Source organism: Gelidibacter japonicus, assembly GCF_010725055.1.
GTDB classification, from domain to species: domain Bacteria; phylum Bacteroidota; class Bacteroidia; order Flavobacteriales; family Flavobacteriaceae; genus Gelidibacter; species Gelidibacter japonicus.
Genome location: NZ_BJKB01000001.1, coordinates 114,056 through 134,454, shown reverse-complemented (window position 1 = coordinate 134,454; position 20,399 = coordinate 114,056). Strand labels below are relative to the sequence as shown.

Annotated in this window: 18 protein-coding genes and 1 pseudogene; all 19 read left to right on the top strand. The window is 33.5% G+C overall.

Annotated elements, in window-relative coordinates:
- Window positions 1–3 precede the first annotated feature (3 nt).
- The 19 genes and pseudogenes from G6N06_RS00580 to G6N06_RS00490 all read left to right on the top strand — a co-directional run bounded on the left by G6N06_RS00580 (window position 4) and on the right by G6N06_RS00490 (window position 20,351).
- Complete coding sequence (locus G6N06_RS00580; protein ID WP_163514376.1) at window positions 4–1,047, top strand: nucleotidyltransferase family protein; 1,044 nt, start codon at window positions 4–6, stop codon at window positions 1,045–1,047.
- A 2-nt stretch (window positions 1,048–1,049) separates the two neighbouring features.
- On the top strand, window positions 1,050–1,730 hold the full coding sequence (locus G6N06_RS00575) for an acylneuraminate cytidylyltransferase family protein (protein WP_163514112.1): 681 nt from the start codon (window positions 1,050–1,052) through the stop codon (window positions 1,728–1,730).
- 138 nt (window positions 1,731–1,868) lie between these two features.
- Window positions 1,869–3,605: a hypothetical protein gene (locus tag G6N06_RS00570; protein ID WP_163514111.1), complete on the top strand. Its 1,737-nt coding sequence runs from the start codon at window positions 1,869–1,871 to the stop codon at window positions 3,603–3,605.
- 334 nt (window positions 3,606–3,939) lie between these two features.
- A pseudogene (locus G6N06_RS20085) lies at window positions 3,940–4,083 on the top strand (DapH/DapD/GlmU-related protein); the annotation flags it as partial.
- Window positions 4,084–4,103: 20 nt separating this feature from the next.
- A complete protein-coding gene (locus tag G6N06_RS00560; protein WP_163514109.1) occupies window positions 4,104–5,528 on the top strand; it encodes a lipopolysaccharide biosynthesis protein in 1,425 nt (474 codons plus the stop codon).
- Complete coding sequence (gene hisH / locus G6N06_RS00555; protein ID WP_163514108.1) at window positions 5,525–6,145, top strand: imidazole glycerol phosphate synthase subunit HisH; 621 nt, start codon at window positions 5,525–5,527, stop codon at window positions 6,143–6,145. Before G6N06_RS00560 ends, hisH begins: the two co-directional genes overlap by 4 nt.
- Complete coding sequence (locus G6N06_RS00550; RefSeq protein WP_163514107.1) at window positions 6,145–6,918, top strand: AglZ/HisF2 family acetamidino modification protein; 774 nt, start codon at window positions 6,145–6,147, stop codon at window positions 6,916–6,918. Before hisH ends, G6N06_RS00550 begins: the two co-directional genes overlap by 1 nt.
- Complete coding sequence (locus G6N06_RS00545; RefSeq protein ID WP_163514106.1) at window positions 6,915–8,081, top strand: N-acetyl sugar amidotransferase; 1,167 nt, start codon at window positions 6,915–6,917, stop codon at window positions 8,079–8,081. The genes G6N06_RS00550 and G6N06_RS00545 overlap by 4 nt, the downstream gene beginning before the upstream one ends.
- Window positions 8,082–8,085: 4 nt before the next feature.
- The gene (locus G6N06_RS00540) at window positions 8,086–9,186 is read left to right on the top strand and encodes a glycosyltransferase family protein (RefSeq protein WP_163514105.1); all 1,101 of its coding nucleotides are present in this window, start codon (window positions 8,086–8,088) and stop codon (window positions 9,184–9,186) included.
- A 189-nt stretch (window positions 9,187–9,375) separates the two neighbouring features.
- Window positions 9,376–10,410 (top strand): glycosyltransferase, encoded by a 1,035-nt coding sequence (locus G6N06_RS00535; protein WP_163514104.1) that lies wholly within the window; start codon window positions 9,376–9,378, stop codon window positions 10,408–10,410.
- Window positions 10,411–10,509: 99 nt separating this feature from the next.
- Window positions 10,510–11,706, top strand: a complete 1,197-nt coding sequence (locus G6N06_RS00530) for a glycosyltransferase family protein (protein WP_163514103.1) — start codon at window positions 10,510–10,512, stop codon at window positions 11,704–11,706.
- Window positions 11,703–12,965 carry a glycosyltransferase family protein gene (locus G6N06_RS00525; protein WP_163514102.1) on the top strand — a complete coding sequence of 421 codons (1,263 nt, stop codon included), beginning with the start codon at window positions 11,703–11,705 and terminating at the stop codon, window positions 12,963–12,965. Before G6N06_RS00530 ends, G6N06_RS00525 begins: the two co-directional genes overlap by 4 nt.
- Complete coding sequence (locus G6N06_RS00520) at window positions 12,958–14,127, top strand: glycosyltransferase family 4 protein (protein WP_163514101.1); 1,170 nt, start codon at window positions 12,958–12,960, stop codon at window positions 14,125–14,127. Before G6N06_RS00525 ends, G6N06_RS00520 begins: the two co-directional genes overlap by 8 nt.
- A gap of 207 nt (window positions 14,128–14,334) precedes the next feature.
- Window positions 14,335–15,438 carry a glycosyltransferase family 4 protein gene (locus G6N06_RS00515; RefSeq protein ID WP_163514100.1) on the top strand — a complete coding sequence of 368 codons (1,104 nt, stop codon included), beginning with the start codon at window positions 14,335–14,337 and terminating at the stop codon, window positions 15,436–15,438.
- Window positions 15,439–15,442: 4 nt separating this feature from the next.
- Window positions 15,443–16,522 (top strand): glycosyltransferase family protein, encoded by a 1,080-nt coding sequence (locus G6N06_RS00510; protein WP_163514099.1) that lies wholly within the window; start codon window positions 15,443–15,445, stop codon window positions 16,520–16,522.
- A complete protein-coding gene (locus G6N06_RS00505) occupies window positions 16,503–17,474 on the top strand; it encodes a CgeB family protein (protein WP_163514098.1) in 972 nt (323 codons plus the stop codon). The genes G6N06_RS00510 and G6N06_RS00505 overlap by 20 nt, the downstream gene beginning before the upstream one ends.
- 3 nt (window positions 17,475–17,477) lie before the next feature.
- Complete coding sequence (locus G6N06_RS00500) at window positions 17,478–18,575, top strand: DegT/DnrJ/EryC1/StrS family aminotransferase (RefSeq protein ID WP_163514097.1); 1,098 nt, start codon at window positions 17,478–17,480, stop codon at window positions 18,573–18,575.
- A complete protein-coding gene (locus tag G6N06_RS00495; RefSeq protein WP_163514096.1) occupies window positions 18,568–19,203 on the top strand; it encodes an acyltransferase in 636 nt (211 codons plus the stop codon). The genes G6N06_RS00500 and G6N06_RS00495 overlap by 8 nt, the downstream gene beginning before the upstream one ends.
- A 5-nt stretch (window positions 19,204–19,208) precedes the next feature.
- A complete protein-coding gene (locus G6N06_RS00490; protein WP_163514095.1) occupies window positions 19,209–20,351 on the top strand; it encodes a glycosyltransferase family 4 protein in 1,143 nt (380 codons plus the stop codon).
- Window positions 20,352–20,399: the final 48 nt, after the last annotated feature.

The following is a 20,399-nucleotide window of genomic DNA, read 5'->3' as shown; positions in this document are numbered from 1 at the left end:
ATGATGGAACTTAATGATATTCTAATTTCTGAAGACAGTGATATTCTATATGCTCTCAAAAAACTGAACAATATAAGAGAGGTAAGTGGGCTTATTTTATTTGTTCATGATAAAAGTGAGAGAATTGTAGGATCACTCACTGATGGGGATATTAGAAGATCTCTTGCTGAAGATGCTGATATCAACAAATCTGTAGGCCTAATCTGCAATAGAAATTTTGTGTTTAAGTATGATAATAAGGGGTTTTTAGATTTAAAACCATATAAGAATGGAGTTATTAAGATTTTGCCTATCCTAAACGACGAGAAGAGACTGGTGCGGATTATAGATTTGGAAAAGTCAGTCGCAGCATTACCAATAGAATGTATGATCATGGCTGGTGGTAGAGGCAAACGTCTCAGTCCATTAACAGATGAAATTCCAAAGCCCATGTTGCCATTAGGTAATATGCCAATAATAGAACATAATATTAATCACCTAATAAGGTATGGCATTAAGAAAATTTATATCTCTTTAAATTACTTAGGAGAGCAAATTCAGGACTATTTCGGAGATGGAAGTAAGAAGGGAATTAATATAGAATATGTTTGGGAGGATAAATTTCTGGGAACCGCAGGATCATTGGCATTAGTAGATGAATTTAAATCGGATAATATACTTTTAATGAACAGTGATTTATTTACAAATGTAGATTTTGAAGCAATGTATATTGATCTCGTTAAATTTAATGCAGATATGGTGGTAGCTTCTACAGTATACAAGGTGGACGTACCATACGCTGTTTTTGACACAAATGAAAATCAAATACTAGACTTTAAAGAAAAGCCCACTTATGTTTATCATTCTAATGCTGGGATATATATATTGAATAAAAGATTGATTGATAAAATTCCGAAAAACGAATTTTATGATATCACTGACTTAATGGAAAGCGTTGTAAAAGATGGTGGAAAATTAATTCATAATCCAATATTGGGATTTTGGATCGATATTGGCAAACCTGATGATTACATTAGAGCTCAAGAATTAGTAGAACATATAAAATAAAAATGATAGTAATAATACCAGCCCGAGGTGATTCAAAAGGATTACCAGGTAAAAATGTCAAATTACTGAGTGGTAAACCTTTAATAGCCTATACTATAGAAGCTGCATTGGCATCCAAATTAGTGAGTAGAGTTATTGTTTCTACTGATGATTCGAATATTGCTGAAGTTGCTAAGAAATATGGTGCCGAAGTTCCTTTTCTTAGACCAAAATATCTCGCTGAAGACGATTCTTTAGCGGTAGACACTTATCTATATACCATCAATCGTATTTGTAAAGAGGAAAGTATTATCGTAGAAAATCTCATTGTACTGCAACCTACCTCGCCACTGCGAACTAGTCATGATATTGATAATGCTATTAAATTATTTAAAATAAATAATGCGGACTCAGTTATTAGTTACACACAAGAAATGCATCCTATATCATGGCATAAAAATATTGATAGTGATCAAAGAATTATTTCGTTACCAAATGAAAAGCTACAAAATAGACAAGATTTACAACCAACATATTACCCTAACGGTGCCATATATATATTTAAATTTGAGTTGCTGAAATCTAAAACGTATTATACTGAAAACTCATTTGCATATATAATGCCTAGAAATAGATCTATCGATATTGACTATATTGATGATTTTGAATATGCGGAATTTCTGATTTTGAAAAATAAAAAATAAAAAAAAATAAAGGAATTAATTGCAACAAGTTTTAATTTAGGACGCGGTATTAAATATAAATTCACTGAAATATAATAATGACCGAAAGACTAAGCAGTAATTATTTAGATCCTGAAAATATATAAAAGATGACTATACATGCTAACGATTAACATAAGCCGTATAAGAAATCTTCCTATTGAAAATAAAGACGATTGTCTTCTTGATATTCCAAACAGCATAAATCGAGATAAAAAATTACATATTTCAGATTTTTATAATCAAGATGACATATATAAAGAAGCTCTGAATCTTTATAAAGAATTTATTGATCAAATTGTTTCTCAAAAAAACATCCTATCATATAACGTTAGTGGCCTACCTATTTACTGGTTGTCTGACACAGGGAGTAAGCACCCAATATACCATTGGGGGAAAGATTTTTTTTTATTATTAACACTACTAAAATATTCTTCAGAAACCATTCAGGAAGAATATCGACAACTCACATTAATTTTACCTAATGAACTTTTATGCTCTGAAAACTCTATAAGAAAGCTACTTGTTAGATATAAATATGACATTTCATTTCAGTTATTATTTTTATCTCCTACTGAGACTAAATCTAATGTTAAATGTGTTTTAAGAAGTTCATTATCTGTAATTAAATCAATTTTACTCTACCGAAATAACAAAGAGTATAAAAAAGCGAGCTCAAATAATTATTATATAATTAATTCCTTAAACAACAACCTGGATTATAATGGTCAATATTTAGAATTAAAAAACCTATATAATTTAGAGAGTAAAGATCTATCAATTATTCCCGTATTAGAATGGCGGCATCAACACAGTCCTGCCCTTGAAACACCACAAGAATTCATTGATAAAAAACCGAATTTATTTGAAATATCAAGTACACTATTTAAGATACTAAAAGTTTTTTATAAGATTAAAAGGGCAAAATTCAATGGAATTAAAATAGATGGCATTGATTTTACACTTGACTTTTTAAAAGAAGATTTATTAGCAACATTACAAAACAAAAGTGACTTAGTTTTTTTACATGTATGGTTAGGTAATTTTTTTAAAGCCCAAAATGCTGCGTTTCTGTATTCAGATGAATTATATCCTTATGGTAAAACCATTAGTAACGCAATTAAGCATTCTCAAAACCATAACGCGTATTCTTATGGTATTCAGCATGGTAACTTTAGCGAAGTACATACCGTCTATATGATAACTGATAAAGAAATTGAGGCTGGACTTCCATTGCCTAATAAATTTATTGTTTGGGGAAACTACTATAGAGAAATGTTCAAACAAAATAATAGCTTAAACAATGACTATATTCTGTCTTTAGGGAATCCTAAATATATAAATTCAGAAAAAACAGTTGAGCATAAAGAAGGATCAATTACTATTAAAAATATTTTATGGTGTTTAACGACATTAGATTGCTTCATCGCTGAATGGAATATAATTAAAAATAGGGTAACACTTCCTAATATTAAACTAACAATTAGATTACACCCAGGAGGGCACATTAGTATTAAAGATGTATTTGAAGTACTTAAAGACACTGAATATATCATAAGTAGTGAGAAAAGCCTAATCGACGATTTTAGGATGGCTGATTTAATATTAACGAGTGCTCATTCCACGGTTTTTTTAGATGCATTAATTACTAAAAACAAAGTTGTAAGATTAATTACCAATAGATGGATTGGTTCAAACAACATTCAGAGCAATTACATATTTAATGTTAAGAACAGTGAAGAGCTAAATCATTTGTTTCTTAAATTGGAGAATGTGCCAAATGATAAGGAATATAAAGACGATTTTATAGAAGTCAATAATAATAAATGGCGAGAATTTGTAAATCAAAATGATTAAAACATTTATAAATAGAATTTATTTAAGGATATATGAGAACGGTAAATTTCTCAGTCAAAAAAATAAATATGATTCCTATAGAAGAAAATACAACATTTCCGAAAACTTTAGATTTAATGGAGATAACATATTATTTTATGGTGATGGTAAGATTCAATGTGGAGATGGATTCTATATCGGGGAGTTATCCACTATCCAGTCCTCTCAGGGTTGTATAGTTTCAATTGGAAACAATTGCAGTATCAGTCATAATGTTCGCATTTACAAGCAAAGTAAAATTCCTGATCAAGACTTTTCAATATCGAATAAAAATAAATTAGAGAATGTTACCATTGGTGATTTTGTTTGGATTGGTGCAAATGTTTTTATTAATCCTGGAATTTCCATTGGTAATAATGCAATTATAGGTGCCAATTCAGTAGTCACTAAGGATGTAGAACCCATGACAATTGTTGGAGGTGTTCCTGCCAAATTTATCAGGAATAAAAACATTCTTTAATGTTAAAAAAATTATTATCCCACACAATCCTTTATGCATTAGGGCCACAAATACCAAAACTGGCTAATATTGTTTTACTGCCAATTATCACCAAATATCTTACGCCATTGGATTATGGTGTCTACGGTACTATAATGGCATATAACGGTTTATTAATGGGGTTGCAATCCTTAGGTTTGGATGTGTTATTAGTCAATTCGTTTTTTAAAAAACCAAACCGATGGAAAAATTACTGGAGAAGATATAGTGGCATTTTATATTTATGGAAACAGCTATTTACTCTAATTTACATCATTATTTTATATTTAATTATTCCTGAAGAAGTGGGGAGTAATAAGACTTTATTAATAGTTCTGTTGGTTATTCCAAATTACCTGTTTTCTGTGGTGAATTCTTTAGGAGGTAGATATTTTCAAATAGCCCAGAAGCCACAAAGAATATTTATAACAACAGCTATCACAGGCACAGCTACCATTATTATCAGCTATTATTGTATTGTAATTTTAAAAATAGGTTATATGGGCTGGTATTACTCAGCCGCAGCGGGCGCCTTTATTATGTTTTGTTCATATTTTTGGCCAATTATGGTTCAATTAAAATTGTATCCTATTTTTAGTTTAAAAAAGTCGTTTGTAAAAAATGCACTTAAGATTGGTCTGCCAACTTTACCTCATAATTACTCAGCCTATTTACTTAATTCTTCCGACCGTTTGGTAATGGATCAATTAAATGTATCCATTAATAATATTGGTAAATATAATATGGCATACATCATCGGAAATTACTTTGAAATATTCGGAACAGCTGTAGGCATGGCTGTTGGTCCCTATTACACGAAATTATTCAGTAAGGAAAATCCTGAAGCCGAAAACCAAGCCAGAGACCTAACTTTTTTTTTACAGATAGGTTTTATATTACTTTCTTTTACAGCTTCATTATGGGCGAAAGAGATTTTCAATATATTAATTAGTAATGAAGAGTTAAGTAGCGTATACTATATTGCGATTATTATAATTATGGGATATTCCTACCGACCAATGTATTGGGCATCTATCAACAAATTATTCTATTTAGAAAAAACAAATCAATTATGGAAAGTGTCTACTATAGGTGGGGTTTTAAACGTAGGCTTGAACTTAATATTTATTCCTATTTACGGTTTTGAAGCTGCTGCAATTACAACATTCATTAGTTTGTTATATATTGGTTTCGCTGGATTCTACTTGAAAGATTATAAGCAAAACAATAAATTAAACTACTACCCCATAAGATGGTTACTCTTGATTTTGATGAGTTTAGTAACTGTTTATATTTTGAAGGATATCTCTATATTCCTAAAATCATTTGTGACGTTAGTAATAATCATTTCATTTATCATCTATTTCATAAGTAACAAGAATAAGTTAAATAGTATTGAATTATGATTACTATAATTGATTATAAGGTAGGTAATATAACTTCAATACAAAAGATGTTAAAGAAGGCAGGATATGCTGATGCTATTATTTCTGGACGGGTTGAAGATATTCAAAACGCCTCCAAACTGATACTGCCTGGAGTTGGTCATTTTGATTATGGCATGAAACAGTTGAAATCTTCCGGTTTGACGGAGGTCCTCAATCAAAGAGTTTTAGACGATAAGGTACCAATTTTAGGAATATGTCTCGGCGCACAATTAATGACTAACGGGAGTGAAGAAGGAAAGGAAAAAGGTCTGGGATGGATTGACGCGGAAACTGTGCGATTTGATAAAAGCAAATTACCCAGTAATTTAAAAATCCCAAATATGGGTTGGACTGATGTTACCTTTAAACAAGACGTGCCTTTATTTAGAGATATGCCAACAGATTCACGATTCTATTTTGTACACACCTACCATATGGCTTGTAATCATGCAGAAGATATAGCAGTGACTGCAACTTATGGACATGAGTTTACCGCAGGTATTATAAAAAACAATATAATTGGCATGCAGTTTCATCCGGAAAAGAGTCATAAATATGGTATGCAATTATTGCGTAATTTTATAAACAACTATTGATGAGACGCATTAGAGTTATACCTATATTATTAATTCAAAATGGTGGCCTTGTAAAGTCAATTAAATTTAAAAACCATCAGTATATTGGTGATCCTATTAATGCCGTTAAAATATTCAATGAGAAGGAAGTTGATGAAATAGTTATTCTGGATATCTCCGCCACAAAAGAAAAACGAGCCCCTAATATTTCACAAATTAGGGAAATAGCTGGAGAAGCTTTTATGCCATTATCCTACGGAGGTGGTATCACGACGATAGAAGAGGTAAAAGAAATACTTTATGAGGGTGCAGAGAAAGTGATTCTCAACACGACAGCCTTTAAAAAACTTGATTTGATCTCTCAAATTTCAGAACAATTCGGTAGTCAGAGCGCTGTTGTTTCTATTGATGTTAAAAAAGATTGGTTAGGAAACTATAAGGTATATTTGCAGAACGGATCAAAAAAAACACAGTTGAGCCCAGTTGAATTTGCCAAACAGGCAGAACAGGCAGGAGCTGGAGAACTTATTTTAATGGCCATTGATAGAGACGGAACCTATGAGGGTTTTGATACTGCTCTCGTTGAAAAAGTAACTGCAGCTGTCAACATTCCTGTAGTGGCCTGTGGTGGTGCGTCTCATTTGGATGATTTTGTGAATGTGGTCAATAATGCTGGTGCATCTGCCGTTGCAGCCGGAAGTTTGTTTGTTTATGCATCAAAACAAAGAGGCGTGATGATTAATTACCCTAAACCCAATGTTTTAATAAATAATGTTTTTACCAAAATAAAATGATAATAAAAAATAGTAAATACCATCCAAATCTGTTTGACGAAGTACCCTACCAGATGTGTACAAAAACAGTCATGGATACAACCGATCCAAGGATAACATTTGATAGCAATGGTATCTCCAACCATTATTATGAGTATCAAAAAGCTGCTGAAAACGATTTATTGGAAGAACCAAAGCGTACGCAAGTTTTAGAAAAGAACATCGCTGAAATTAAAGCCAATGGAAAAGGGAAGAAATATGATTGTCTAATTGGCCTAAGTGGCGGGGTCGATAGCAGCTATGTTGCATATCTGGTCCAGCAATATGGACTACGACCTTTAGCTGTACATTTTGATAATGGCTGGAACTCAGAATTGGCCGTGCACAACGTCAATAGCATTATTGAAAACACCGGATTTGATTTACATACTATAGTAGTTAATTGGGAAGAGTTTAGGGATTTGCAATTGTCATATCTTCATGCTTCTGTTATTGACATAGAAGTAGTGTCAGACCACGCCATTCAGGCCACAATGTTTAAGCTTGCATCAAAATTTGATATTGATTATATCATTAGTGGTACCAACATAGTCACTGAATTTATCTTGCCAAAGGCCTGGATTTATACCAAATTGGATTATACGAATCTTAAAAACATACATAAACAATTTGGCCATATTAAGTTGGATACTTATCCAAGGGTTCCATTTAGGAAATTAATTAAATATACTGGTTTTAAAAAATTAGTTCCAATTTCTATTTTAGATTTTGTAGATTATAATAAGCAAGATGCTATAGCTACTATAGTTAAGGAGTTTGATTGGCGTGATTACGGTGGAAAACATTGCGAATCGCTTTGGACAAAATTCTATCAAAATCATATTTTACCAGAAAAATTTGGTGTGGACAAAAGGAAAGCCCATTTGAGCACTTTGATATGTTCTGGTCAAATCACCAGAGAGGAGGCTCTAACTGAGTTGCAAACTCCTATTTATGATGAAGCACAATTAGTCATAGATAAGGAATATGTGCTAAAAAAACTTAATCTCTCTGTTGATGCTTTCGAAGATATCATGAAAAAACCGCCAGTGTCTCATGAGTTTTATGGTACTAATGAGAAACTCAAAAAACGTTATATCACTCTTTTAGAGAGTACAAGTGCGTTTAGAAAACTGTTTAAATAACTATATGTCCAATCAGAATGTTTTAATTATTTCTCCTGAACCCTGGGGAAAGTCTAAAATATCTAAACATCACTATGCCTTGGCACTTGCTGAAATGGGTGCGAACGTGTACTTTCTAAATTTGAATGTTCAGGGTAAAAGCCCCACCGATGAGATTTGCATTGACCACAAGAATATTGTGCTTACCAATATCAATATTTCAAACTACGTCAACAAATTTAGATTTCATTTTAGATTTTTATATCACGTTATTTTGGCTCTAAAGATCAAATCTTGGACTAAAAAGCATCCGAAGTTGGATTTCTTGATTTCATTTGATTGTAATGGTGTTTTTACAGATCTTTCTTTATTTAATGCAAAGCGTACTATCTTTTTTCCGGTAGATCAAGTGAATGTTAAGTATAGAGAAGCTTATAATGGTTTTGATGAACTAATATCGATTTCTCCAGTAATCCTTCGAGCCTTTCCCAATTTTTCATCTAAGAAATTGTTGCATCATGGTCTCAGTCCCTTTTTCTCACAAAAGGATTACAAGTATAAGGAGGTTTCAAAACCAAAACACATTGCGTATGTAGGTAATTTGCTTATAGGTCCCATTTTGGATAAGTTGGTCCTAAAGAAAATCGTTTCAAATCATTCAGAGCTGCAGTTCCATTTTTATGGCGCGTATGAAACAGCCGATACGAATCTTGGGGTGGACACGTCTCCAGATACTTATGAATTTATTGATTTTTTAAGTCAGAGTGAAAATTGTGTGCTCCATGGTATTGTAACACCTGAAGAACTGGCTGCAGCATATCAAAATATTGATGCCTTTTTAGTGTGCTATGATTATAAGTTTGACAAGAATGAATGTTCGAATTCCCATAAAATCATGGAATATCTGTCTACAGGAAAACCCATAATTTCCACGAGGATTAGTATGTATGATAATGAAAACCTCTTTCCAATGTTGACTACATTTGATAACTCGCGCTTTCCTGAATTCTTTGGTCAACAAATAAAAGATTGGGATAATATATCCAACATCTCGCTATTTGAAAAAAGAAAGGCCTTTGCCAACAAAAATAGCTATGATAATAATGTTTTGAAAATCTTAAATTGAGTTGAGAATACTTTGATGAAATCCTTTTTATAAAGGCACAATGTTAAGATAAATAGCAATGAACTTTAGGAAGAAAGTGTTAGCTCTCAGCATAATTTCTATAATCAAAACACATAGCAGTAATTTTTAAGGAATGTATTCTGCCAACTAAAGTTAACGTAATTAATTAAGTTGCTTTAAAATAATGATATGAGAATTCTTTTAACAGTAGATCCCGAGATACCTGTTCCTCCTACCAACTATGGAGGTATAGAAAGAATAGTAGATGGCTTAATAACAGCATTTAGCAATCAAGGACATGAAGTGTATTTGGTTGCCCATCCAGATTCGAAAAACAAGAATATAGTGAAACTTTTTGGATGGCCAAAGTTACATTCTAGGGGCATTCTTAATGTTTTAAGTAATACTCTATATCTTACGAAAGTAGTTAGAGAAATTAAGCCCGACATCATCCATAGCTTTAGTCGCCTGCTTTATTTATATCCTTCTTTTTTAATTGCTAAGATTCCTGTCATTCAATCTTACCAACGTGAAATAAGTGAAAAATCAAGTGTCATGGCTAGCAAAATTGCTGGTAAAAAACTTTCATTTACCTCTTGTGGTGAGCACATGATTAAAAACCATCCAATTAGACCTAAGTGTACAGCAATTCATAATTTCACGAACACCAATTTTTTTGTTCCAAATAATGACGTGAAGAAGGAGATTTTATTTTTTTTGGGACGTATAGAAAATGTAAAAGGGACTAAAGAAGCTATTGAGGTAGCACTTATGACGCAAGAAAAGTTGGTGATTGCTGGAAATATCTCTAGTGGCTTTGAGGATTATTTTGAATTGTCTATCAAACCATTTTTGGATAATCATTTGATAAGCTATGTCGGCCCTATCAATGATGATAAAAAATTAGAGCTGTTTCAGAAATCTAAAGCCTTTCTTTTTCCAATTAAATGGGAAGAACCTTTTGGAATTGTCATGGCAGAGGCACTGGCTTGTGGGGTTCCTGTCATCGGCTTTAATAGAGGCTCAGTGCCAGAAGTTGTTAAATCTGGAATCAATGGATTTATAGTTGAAGATGTGAACGGCATGGCCGATGCTGTTAACAGATTGAATGAAGTTAATTTGGAAACTGTGAGGAAGGATGCTGTAAAACGATTTTCTGTTGAATCGATTTCTTCAGAGTATATAAGACTATACGAGCAAAAACTGCATGGCTTACCAAAGTAAACGGTTGAACTATGGTTAATGGTTCTCATCTAAGTATCTTCGAATTTTCAAATCTGGATTTTTATTTTGGAAATGATGATTTCGAGAACGGAGTATCAAATGAATAAAACATCTGAAATTTTATTTATTACAACGGGGAATTTAGCGACAAATCCTAGGTTGGTAAAGGAATTTGAAACATTGAAAAACAATGCTAAATGTCACGTTATGTACTTTTTGAGTGACGATTGGAGTATGGCCTTGACTAAAGAAATCAAATTAAGAAACCCTGAAGTCAATTTTATAGAAATAGATCGAAAAAAAGTATTTCTGGAAACTCTTGTATCCAGAGTCATACACAAAATGGCAATTGTATTCAATGGTTTTTTTGAAAATAACACCCAAATTTGTGCCTTTGCCAATAATGATAAGGCACCACAATTGTGGTTCAGATCAAATCGATTATTCAGAAATGTAAATCTATCGAGAGTAATTGCCCACAATTTAGGAGCTTTTTACCCGGCCTATAAATTAGCCATTAATTCTTCTATAAAGTTACAATTGGATATTGAAGATTACCATCCGGGAGAAGCATTGTATTTTAACAAAAAGCATGAATATCAGAACAGAATCGTAATTATGCAGTCCGCTTTCAATATTGCCGATGCAATAACTTATGCTTCACAAGGTATTAAATTAAAATGTGAAACTATTTTTAGCTTTAAGCAACAGACAAAAAGAGCCGTGATTATTAATTCTTTTAGATCGGTTGATTTTGGAGAACCAATCGCGACTAATGAAAAGCTTAACTTCGTTTGGTTCTCACAGAATATTAGTCCAAAAAGAGGATTGGAAGAGGTCTTTGAAGTTGCGAAGGAGTTTTTAGACATCAAATTTCACTTGATAGGGAATCCTAACCCGAGTTTTATACAACGGATGGAAATCTCAGATAATGTAGCCATACATCCTCCGATGAGCCAACATAATTTACATAAGTTTCTATCTAAAATGGATGTTGGTTTAGCATTGGAAAATAGAGACGCGGATGGAAATCGAGATATTTGTTTGACCAATAAATTTTTAGCCTATGCTCAAGCGGGACTATTTATACTAGCTACTGATACTTTTGGTCAAACTCATTTTTTAAAGAAATTAGGGAAGCAAGCAGGTATAATCATAGAAACATCGTTAAGCGATGAAATTCGCCAATTGGACAGAGAGTTATTACAACTCAGATTCAAAGTTGAACGCTGGAAGCGGGCAAAGGCATTTTCTTGGGAAACCCAAAGTAGTATATTGAAAGAGATTGTTAAATGAAAAACCTTTTGATCATATATCCGCATTGGCATCCTGCAAATTTAGCCGGTGTTCATAGACCTCGATTGATTGGTAACTTTTTGCCGCAATTTGGTTGGCACCCAATAATTCTTACGGTCAAAGAAGAGTTTTTTGAGGAAGTACCTGACTTAGATTTTAAAAGGACATTTAAAGATCATTTTGAGGTGCATCGCGTTAATGCCTTTCCATTAGGTAAAATCAGAATATTTGGTGATATTGGGATTCGGTCTTTTTGGCAACTTTATAGAGGTGCCAAAAAAATTATCGCAGCAAAGGAAATTGATTTCATTTGGATTCCGATACCATCTTATTATCCTTCGTTATTAGGAAGAATGCTCTATTCAAAATATAAAATTCCGTATGGAATTGATTATATTGACCCATGGGTGCGAGACATGAAAAACTATCCGAGCTCAGGGTTGCGACAGAGACTGGCCTTAAAAGTAGCCCAATTTTTGGAACCCATTGCAGTGAAAAGGGCAAGTTTGATTTCTGGGGTAGCAAAAGCCTATTATCAAGGTGTTTTGGACAGAAATGATAAAGTCGCAAACAAAGTAGATGTGGCCATGCCTTATGGTTTTGATCCTACGGACCACGATATAAAGTTAGATATTGAAACGCCATGGAACCATGAAAAAAATGTAATTCCCTACATCTATGCTGGCGCGTTCTTGCCCAATTCAGTTTCTTTTTTTCATAAGTTTTTTGCTGTCATTAAGGGTTTTAAAGATAGTAATCAATGGAATGATCATATCAAACTTTACTTTATTGGTACAGGACTATATCCTGGGAAAACAATTCAGGAGCTTGCAAATGACTATGGTCTATCCGATGTTGTTATTGAAAAAAGGGACCGATTACCATTTTTAAATATCCTATATTATTTGGGTCAGGCACAAGGGGTGTTGGCCATAGGAAGTCCTTCACCGCATTATACAGCCTCTAAGATTTTTCAATCCATTTTAAGTAAACGCCCCGTTTTCGCTTTTTTCCATGAGAAAAGTACGGTTGTTGATATTTTAAGAGAATGCAATGCTGACCAGTTTTTAATGACCTATGATGAAAATAAATCTGATAAAGATTTGAATGCAAGGCTTGAAAACTTATTAAGGAGCTATTTCTTAAGTGAGGTTAATTGGAACGTTAAGTTAGAATCTTTGGAAAAATACAGTGCAAAGGCCTCAGCTAAATCATTGGTTGGTGGTATAAATAAAGCTTTAGAGATTAGAAATGTATAAAATATCATTCTTACAATCACATCCTATTCAATACCATTCACCGCTTTATGATAGAATGACACAAAGTAAATTAATCGATTTAAAGGTTTACTATTGTACTGATTATGGTTTGGCTAAAGACGGAATGCGCTTCCATCCTGAGCTCGGCGAACTCCCCAATTGGGACGTGGATTTAGTTGCTGGGCATCCGCACGAGATCTTAGAAAACAAAGCATTTAAAAAGGGGATGTTCAATGGTTTTTTTGGTTTGATGAACTTTAGTATCTATGGCAGACTTAAAGAAGAAAGGCCTGATGTTCTCGTTATAAATGGTTGGAATTATTTTACAATGGTCTGGGCTGTTTTTTGTTGTAAGTTGTTAAAAATAAAAGTGTACGTTCGGGGAGATAACTCAATAGAAGGAGATAAAAGATTAGTGGGTTGGATGAGAAAAATAAAACATTTTCTATATGGGATGTTTCTATTTCCATTATATACCAAAATCAGTTATGTAGGCACACAGAATAAATCTTTTTTTCAGTCTTACGGGGTAAAGGAAGAACAGCTTCTTCATCTACCGCATGCCATAGATAATGCCAAATTTGAAAGTTATTATCAGGCACATAAAAATAACAATGAAGAAATACGCAACAAATTGGGTATTCCAAATAAGTTTAATGTTCTCTTTATTGGAAGGCTTCATCCGGAAAAACGGATTTTTGATTTAATTGAGGCCGTTGGAAAAATTAATGAAAGAGTACATCTCACCATTGTAGGTGATGGTAAGTTGTATAATGAAGTCAAACAAGCTTGTGAAGTATATCCACCCAACACAATTAAAATGGTGGGTTTTAAAAATCAAGGGGCTTTATTGGATTATTACCTAACGGGAGATCTTTTGGTATTACCAAGTCAGTTGGAAACATGGGGATTAGTGGTTAATGAAGCCATGAATTTTAATTTGCCAATAATATTATCAAACACTGTAGGATCTGTTGTGGACTTGTGTAGGGCTGAGAATGGCTATGTTTATGAGATGGGAGACATTAATGACTTAAGTTCAAAAATTGATTTCCTAGCTAAAAATCCAGAGATTGCAAAGAGAATGGGAACAAGTAGTGGAGAGATAATAAAGGAATATTCTTACGACTTTATTATTGAAAATTTGATTAAATCCTTGTAATATAAAAATCATTAAAGGTTTCATAAAAGTAAAGTATGCATATTTTAATATTAGCGACTGAATCTCATTTTTTTATATTTAGTCCACGGTCTTTATAAATGGGTTAAATGGTGCGCAACTACTAATATGTGGTCATGGTCGGTAAAGTGTTTATTCATAATGGAGTTTTTCTTAATCATTTAGTTTTGATTTAAAATCGTTTTCAAAATGAGATTAGCCTATATTACAAATACAAGTTTAAAAGAATCGAGTGGAGGGGGCTCTGGGGTTAATTTTGCAACTTATAATCACCTCAAGGATTCCTTTGACACGGATTATTATTTAATAAACCCCAAGCCTGATGTTATGTCTAAAATTAAGTCAGTCCTACGTAAAAGGTTTCATTTAAAAAGAGATTATCATCATTTTTCGGAACGACGACTTACTGATGTAGGCAATCAATTTGAGGATAAAAAAGGTGAGTTTGATGCCTATTTTTTTCATGGCTTTACGCAATGGATTTCCACCCAACCCGATAAGCCCTATTATTGCTTTAATGATGCCTGCTTTGCTACTTATGTTGAAATCTATAATGATAAAAATGAGTTTAAGAAAAAAGACTTAGATAGAATTTATAAAAAAGAAGCGAATTGGCTAAAGAATGCTGAAAAGGTTTTTTTTAGATCAGAGTGGGCTTTAAATGAGACCAAAAAAGCCTATAATCTGGGTGGTAATAACTTTCTAAATGTTGGAGTGGGGGGGTTCATCGATATTCCTAAAGAAGATAAATACACCAAAGGATTTAATTTTTTATTTATTTCAAGAGAATTTATTCCGAAAGGAGGAAGAGTTGTAGTTGAAGCATTTCAGACATTAAAAAAATCTTATGACTTCATCAATTTGTGGATTGTTGGAGAAGATCCAGGGGAGAAAATTAAAGAGGTCAACGGAGTAGAATATCTAGGCTTTTTTAATAAAGCAGATAAGAAAGATAAGAAAGATCTCATTAAGATTTTCGAAAATACATTTGCCTTAATACATCCAACGTTGAAAGATACTAATACATTAGTCATAAATGAGCTGTCCTATTTTGGATGTGTGTCAATTGCATCAGATAGATTTGCCATTCCAGAATATTTAATTGATGGTCAGACAGGATATCTAATAAAAGATCCAAGAGATCCCAATGAGTTGAGATTTTGGATGGAACAACTGATAATTAATCCCGAAAAGTATCAATCTATGAGAGTAAAGGCTCGGTCTAATGCGTTACAAAACAATACTTGGGCTATAGTTGGGGCACGAATTATTAAAGCAATTAACAATTATTAATGTAATGAATTTACTAATTCTACATTACCGGCCAAAGGAGCTCTACCCACCTTTATTAAATCTTCTATCATTTTTAGACGAACAAGATGTGGATTATAAATTAATAACTACTAAAAAACTAAGAACTTCAAACTTTAGCATAGTTAACAAAATATTAACCACTTTTGACTATTTCAACTACACCATAAAGGGTCTTGGTTTACTGATTTTCAAACCTAAAAATATATTATATTTTGAATCAATAAGTGTCTCTCCATTGGCAATATTTCAAAAAATATTTCAATTAAATAAATATAATATTTTTGTCCATTACCACGAATATTTTTCCATGGCAGATTATAAAAAACAATCTTTATTTGAGCGTTTGGGAAGAAAATACGAACTGCCAATTTTAAAAAGTGCTAGGTGGGTCTCACATACCAATAATGATCGCCTTAATTTTTTTAAAAATGATTTTCCTACCCTAGACATTTCAAAACTACAGGTTATGCCCAATTATCCATCACGATTATGGTCGATCGAGAGCTCTAAATATGCTTCAAAGGAAAATGTAAAAGGGAACAATACAATTAAACTTTTATATATAGGTTCACTTTCGTTTGAAGGAATGTACTTAAATGAAATATTGACACAATATGGAAATAACAATAAATTTGAAATTACATTTTATTCACATACATCAAATAAAAAAATTATTAACACTTTGAATTCATATAAAAACGTCGAGTATAAAGGAAGTATTAATTATATTGACATTCCTAGTTTAAGAGGCCTATACGATGTTGGCCTCGTTCTTTATAAGGCAAATTCTTTAAATGTTAAATATTGTGCGCCAAATAAAATCTTTGAGTATTTAGCTTTAGATTTAGATGTCTGGTGTTCTGATAAATTAATTACTGCTCAAGATTATATTATTGAAAAAACATTTCCAAAAATGCTATTAGTTGATTTTGCAAATTTGGACACATTCCAATTTCGAGAAGCTTTGAGTAAGAAAGGATTATATTACAAACAAAGTCCATACTTTTGCGAAGAAGTATATGCTACTTTATTAGAAAAATTTGATGAAGATATTAATACCTAATTACTGCCTCGACGATAGCTTTGTTGACAATGTTTCTTTTACTTTGAAACAAATGGGTCATGAGGTTATTCATATGGGAACAATCTCTGTAAGTAAATCCTATTCCAAAATTTATCGTGCGGTCAAGGATATCCAGAGTAAATTATTCCCACAATTATCAAATCAAGAAAAGTTCATTTTAGAAACCATTCATACTACAAAGATTGACTTGATGATTTCCTTGACACAAAGTTTGGATGAATCTGTCTTATATGAATGTAAGAAAAAAGGAATTGTTACGGTGTCTTGGTGGGGTGATCCTGCCGCAAACATGACTAAAAGAGGTGTGCTCTCAGAATATTGGGATTTTGTTTATATAAAAGACGCTTATGCTGCCCATAAAGTGAAGAGTTTAGGAATTAATGCAGAACAGCTTTTGGAAGCCATGAATCCTGTCTGGCATAAGCCTACACATCAGCAATCTAATAATGAATTGGTCATTGCTGGTTCTTTTTATGATTATAGACAGTTTATTACAAAAAAGTTAATTCAGGACGAAGTTGAATTAGGTTTGTATGGTCCGCCGCCGCCAAATTGGGCGTACAAGGAAATTATACTAAATCACACGAAAAAATTCATAACTAAAGAGCAAAAATCTAAAATATTTGGAAGTGGCTTAGGTGTTTTAAATACTAGCCCTATGAGAGAGTTTGACTCTGTTAATTGTCGAGCTTTTGAAATTGCAGGTTGTGGCGGTCTCCATATTTTGGATAGCAGAAAATCAATTGAAGCTTGTTTTGAACCAGGTAATGAGGTATTAATTTTCAATTGTTATGATGAATTACTTGCGATTTTGGATAAGGCTAAAAGATTTCCAGACGAAATGAAAAAAATTCGGGAAGCGGGTGCCAAAAGGGCACATAGTGACCATACTTATGAAATTAGATTAAAATATATACTATCAAAAATTTAAAAAATGTTTATACCCATATCACAACCGTCCATTACACAGTTAGAGATAGACTATGTTACAGATGCAGTCAAGTCCACCTGGGTCTCCAGTTTAGGCAAATATATTGATCGTTTTGAAGCAGAGTTTGCCGATTTTTGCGAATCTCGTTATGCTGTTTCCGTAAGTAATGGTACTGTAGCTATTCAATTGGCATTAACCGCTCACGGCATTGGAGAAGGCGATGAGGTCATCATGCCCAACCTGTCGTTTATTGCCACTGCAAATGCTGTTTTACATTGTAATGCCACGCCAGTTTTTGCAGATATCGATGAGTTTAATTTGTGTATTGATCCAAAAAGCATAGAAGCTTTGATCACTCCAAAGACAAAAGCCATAATGCCAGTCCATTTGTATGGGCATCCGGCTCAAATGGATGTCATTTTGGAAATAGCCAATAAACATGGCTTGTGGGTTATTGAAGATGCCGCTGAGGCGCATGGTGCTAAAATTCACGGGAAACGCGTAGGCTCCTGGGGGCATTGTGCGACTTTTAGTTTTTATGGCAATAAAAATTTAACCACTGGAGAAGGAGGCATGATCACCACGGATGACGAAGATTTTTACAATCGTTGTAAGTATTTGAGAGATCATGCCATGAGCAAAGAAAAGCGGTATTGGCATACCGCAGCCGGTTTTAACTTTAGACTGACCAATGTTCAAGCAGCGCTCGGCTGTGCACAATTGGAACGCATTGATGACTTTATGAAAAAACGTCAAGTAATCTTTGATTGGTACACTAAGTACTTGGGCAAGATTGATAGTGTCAATTTAAATAATACCGAATCATGGGCTGAAAATGCCTATTGGTTAATCTGTTTGGAAAATAAAAATTGGAACTGGAACACACGCGAGAAATTTATGATTGAACTCAAGAAACGTGGTGTGGATTCACGTCCATTTTTTTATCCGATGTCGCAAATGCCGTACTTGAAGGATGTTAATAATACCCCCGTAACGGATCGAGTTTACCAACAAGGTATTAACCTTCCAACCTACTATGACCTCAAGGAAGAACAGGTTAAGTTTGTGTGTGATGTCATAATCCAATTGCTGAATGAGTAATCATTTTGGTAAACTAGTGGAGTCTTTTATACGCCCTATTTCTGGAGGGATAGGCAGAAGACTGCGCTATATGTATTATAGGAAAAAATTTAAATCGTGTGGTGAAAATGTCATTATAGATGAGGGGGTGTATTTCGAAAACATTCATACTATAAGTGTTGGTAGTAACGTGTGGATAGATAAGAACACCATTTTATTGGGAGGTGCTTTTAATTCTGACCGAAGAAAGGTTCATAAGACCGGGGAAAACAAAATTCCTTGGGGCGATTTATTATTAGGAAATGGTGTTCATATTGCACCATTTAGTTTAATACAATCCCATGGAGGCGTCTCTATTGGAGAAAATGTAACAATCGCCTCTGGAAGCAAAATTTACAGTCTTTCTCATCACTATAGAAACCTCAATGATAAGAACGATCAGAAAAGATATTCATTTTCAACAATGGCGGATAAAGATGATCAATTTATGATTGTTGGTAACGTAGTTATTGGTGATAGGGCTGCCATTGGTTTGAACTCTGTTTTATTGCCAGGCACTTTAGTTCCTGATGGCACATGGATTGGTGTTATGAGTTGTCTAAACAGTACTGATGTATTAACACCCAATTCTGTTTATAAAAAAAAATAAATTTCATGAAGAAAATTTTATATCTCTCACCTGGGTGTTTTGATAAAGGCGGTATCAGTAGATATAACCGGTATCAAATCAGTGCGTTGCGTGAAATAGAAGGAGCAAATAATGTTAAGGTTTTTTCACTGCTGGCGCCACAGGATGGAGGATTTGAAGAACCGTTTGAAGTTTCCTGGCATGCATCGGGTATTTCAAAATTGAGCAAACTAAAATTTCTTATTAAGGTTTTACAAGCTGTTTATTTTTGGAAACCGGACATCATTTGGTTAGGACATGTAAATCTCACCGAGATTTTAGTGCGTTTTAAGCTTTTTGATAAAGCAAAAAGTGTTCTAAACGTTTATGGGCTGGAAGTGTGGAGTGGATTACGCCCTAAAGTGGAAGAGGGGTTTAATAAAGTAGATTATGTTGTTAGTGATTGTCATTTTACAGCAAACTACATTGAGGATGAGGGTATTAGAGCGAAAGCCACGACCGAAGTGATATGGGACTGTGTTGATCTGGAAAAGTTCACGCCGTTAAAACCGAAAATTGAAGATGATTTTTATAAGAGGTATCATCTGCCTAACCCGATAGATTCCCCTTGGATCCTGAGCTTAGGACGTTTGTCTTTCACCGCAGCTCACAAAGGCTATGAACGACTGATTGAAGTATTTTCAAAAGTTGTCAAAACTGATGATAAATCAGTGTTGATTTTTGCTGGAAAAGGTGACATGATTGACCACCTAAAACAGTTAGCAGAAGTGCATCAAGTGTCTCATCGCGTCTATTTTTCAGGAATGGTTCATGAAGACGATTTGCCTAAATTTTATAGAGCGGCCCGTATTTTTTCTTTAGTGTCTGACCGGGGCGTTGGCAGAGGCGAAGGCATTCCTTTAACTCCTTTAGAGGCAATGGCCTGCGGATCTCCTATTATAGTAGGTAACCAAGATGGTTCCCAAGAGGCCATTGTTCTGGAGAAGAATGGCTATTGTATAGATCCTTTTGACTTGGAAAAGCATCATTTATGTATTAAAAGTTTAATTGATGATGAATTTAAATTTGAAGAGATGTCAACAAGTGCCGTAGCCGTCGCGCGAGAACACTTTTCCTATGAGGGGTTTAGAGAAAAACATAAGCAATTTTTGAATAGGATTGATGACTGAATACATTCTTATCATTGCGTTCTTTTTTTTCTGCTATAGGCTGGTTAA

Excerpts from the sequence above, each read along its gene's own strand:
- G6N06_RS00535 (WP_163514104.1), top strand. The coding sequence starts at position 9,376 with ATGAGAATTCTTTTAACAGTAGATCCCGAGATACCTGTTCCTCCTACC.
- G6N06_RS00520 (WP_163514101.1), top strand. The coding sequence starts at position 12,958 with ATGTATAAAATATCATTCTTACAATCACATCCTATTCAATACCATTCA.
- G6N06_RS00510 (WP_163514099.1), top strand. The coding sequence starts at position 15,443 with ATGAATTTACTAATTCTACATTACCGGCCAAAGGAGCTCTACCCACCT.
- G6N06_RS00490 (WP_163514095.1), top strand. The coding sequence starts at position 19,209 with ATGAAGAAAATTTTATATCTCTCACCTGGGTGTTTTGATAAAGGCGGT.
- G6N06_RS00550 (WP_163514107.1), top strand. The coding sequence starts at position 6,145 with ATGAGACGCATTAGAGTTATACCTATATTATTAATTCAAAATGGTGGC.
- G6N06_RS00500 (WP_163514097.1), top strand. The coding sequence starts at position 17,478 with ATGTTTATACCCATATCACAACCGTCCATTACACAGTTAGAGATAGAC.
- G6N06_RS00505 (WP_163514098.1), top strand. The coding sequence starts at position 16,503 with ATGAAGATATTAATACCTAATTACTGCCTCGACGATAGCTTTGTTGAC.
- hisH (WP_163514108.1), top strand. The coding sequence starts at position 5,525 with ATGATTACTATAATTGATTATAAGGTAGGTAATATAACTTCAATACAA.
- G6N06_RS00545 (WP_163514106.1), top strand. The coding sequence starts at position 6,915 with ATGATAATAAAAAATAGTAAATACCATCCAAATCTGTTTGACGAAGTA.
- G6N06_RS00570 (WP_163514111.1), top strand. The coding sequence starts at position 1,869 with ATGCTAACGATTAACATAAGCCGTATAAGAAATCTTCCTATTGAAAAT.
- G6N06_RS00530 (WP_163514103.1), top strand. The coding sequence starts at position 10,510 with ATGAATAAAACATCTGAAATTTTATTTATTACAACGGGGAATTTAGCG.
- G6N06_RS00515 (WP_163514100.1), top strand. The coding sequence starts at position 14,335 with ATGAGATTAGCCTATATTACAAATACAAGTTTAAAAGAATCGAGTGGA.
- G6N06_RS00495 (WP_163514096.1), top strand. The coding sequence starts at position 18,568 with ATGAGTAATCATTTTGGTAAACTAGTGGAGTCTTTTATACGCCCTATT.
- G6N06_RS00560 (WP_163514109.1), top strand. The coding sequence starts at position 4,104 with ATGTTAAAAAAATTATTATCCCACACAATCCTTTATGCATTAGGGCCA.
- G6N06_RS00525 (WP_163514102.1), top strand. The coding sequence starts at position 11,703 with ATGAAAAACCTTTTGATCATATATCCGCATTGGCATCCTGCAAATTTA.
- G6N06_RS00575 (WP_163514112.1), top strand. The coding sequence starts at position 1,050 with ATGATAGTAATAATACCAGCCCGAGGTGATTCAAAAGGATTACCAGGT.
- G6N06_RS00580 (WP_163514376.1), top strand. The coding sequence starts at position 4 with ATGGAACTTAATGATATTCTAATTTCTGAAGACAGTGATATTCTATAT.
- G6N06_RS00540 (WP_163514105.1), top strand. The coding sequence starts at position 8,086 with ATGTCCAATCAGAATGTTTTAATTATTTCTCCTGAACCCTGGGGAAAG.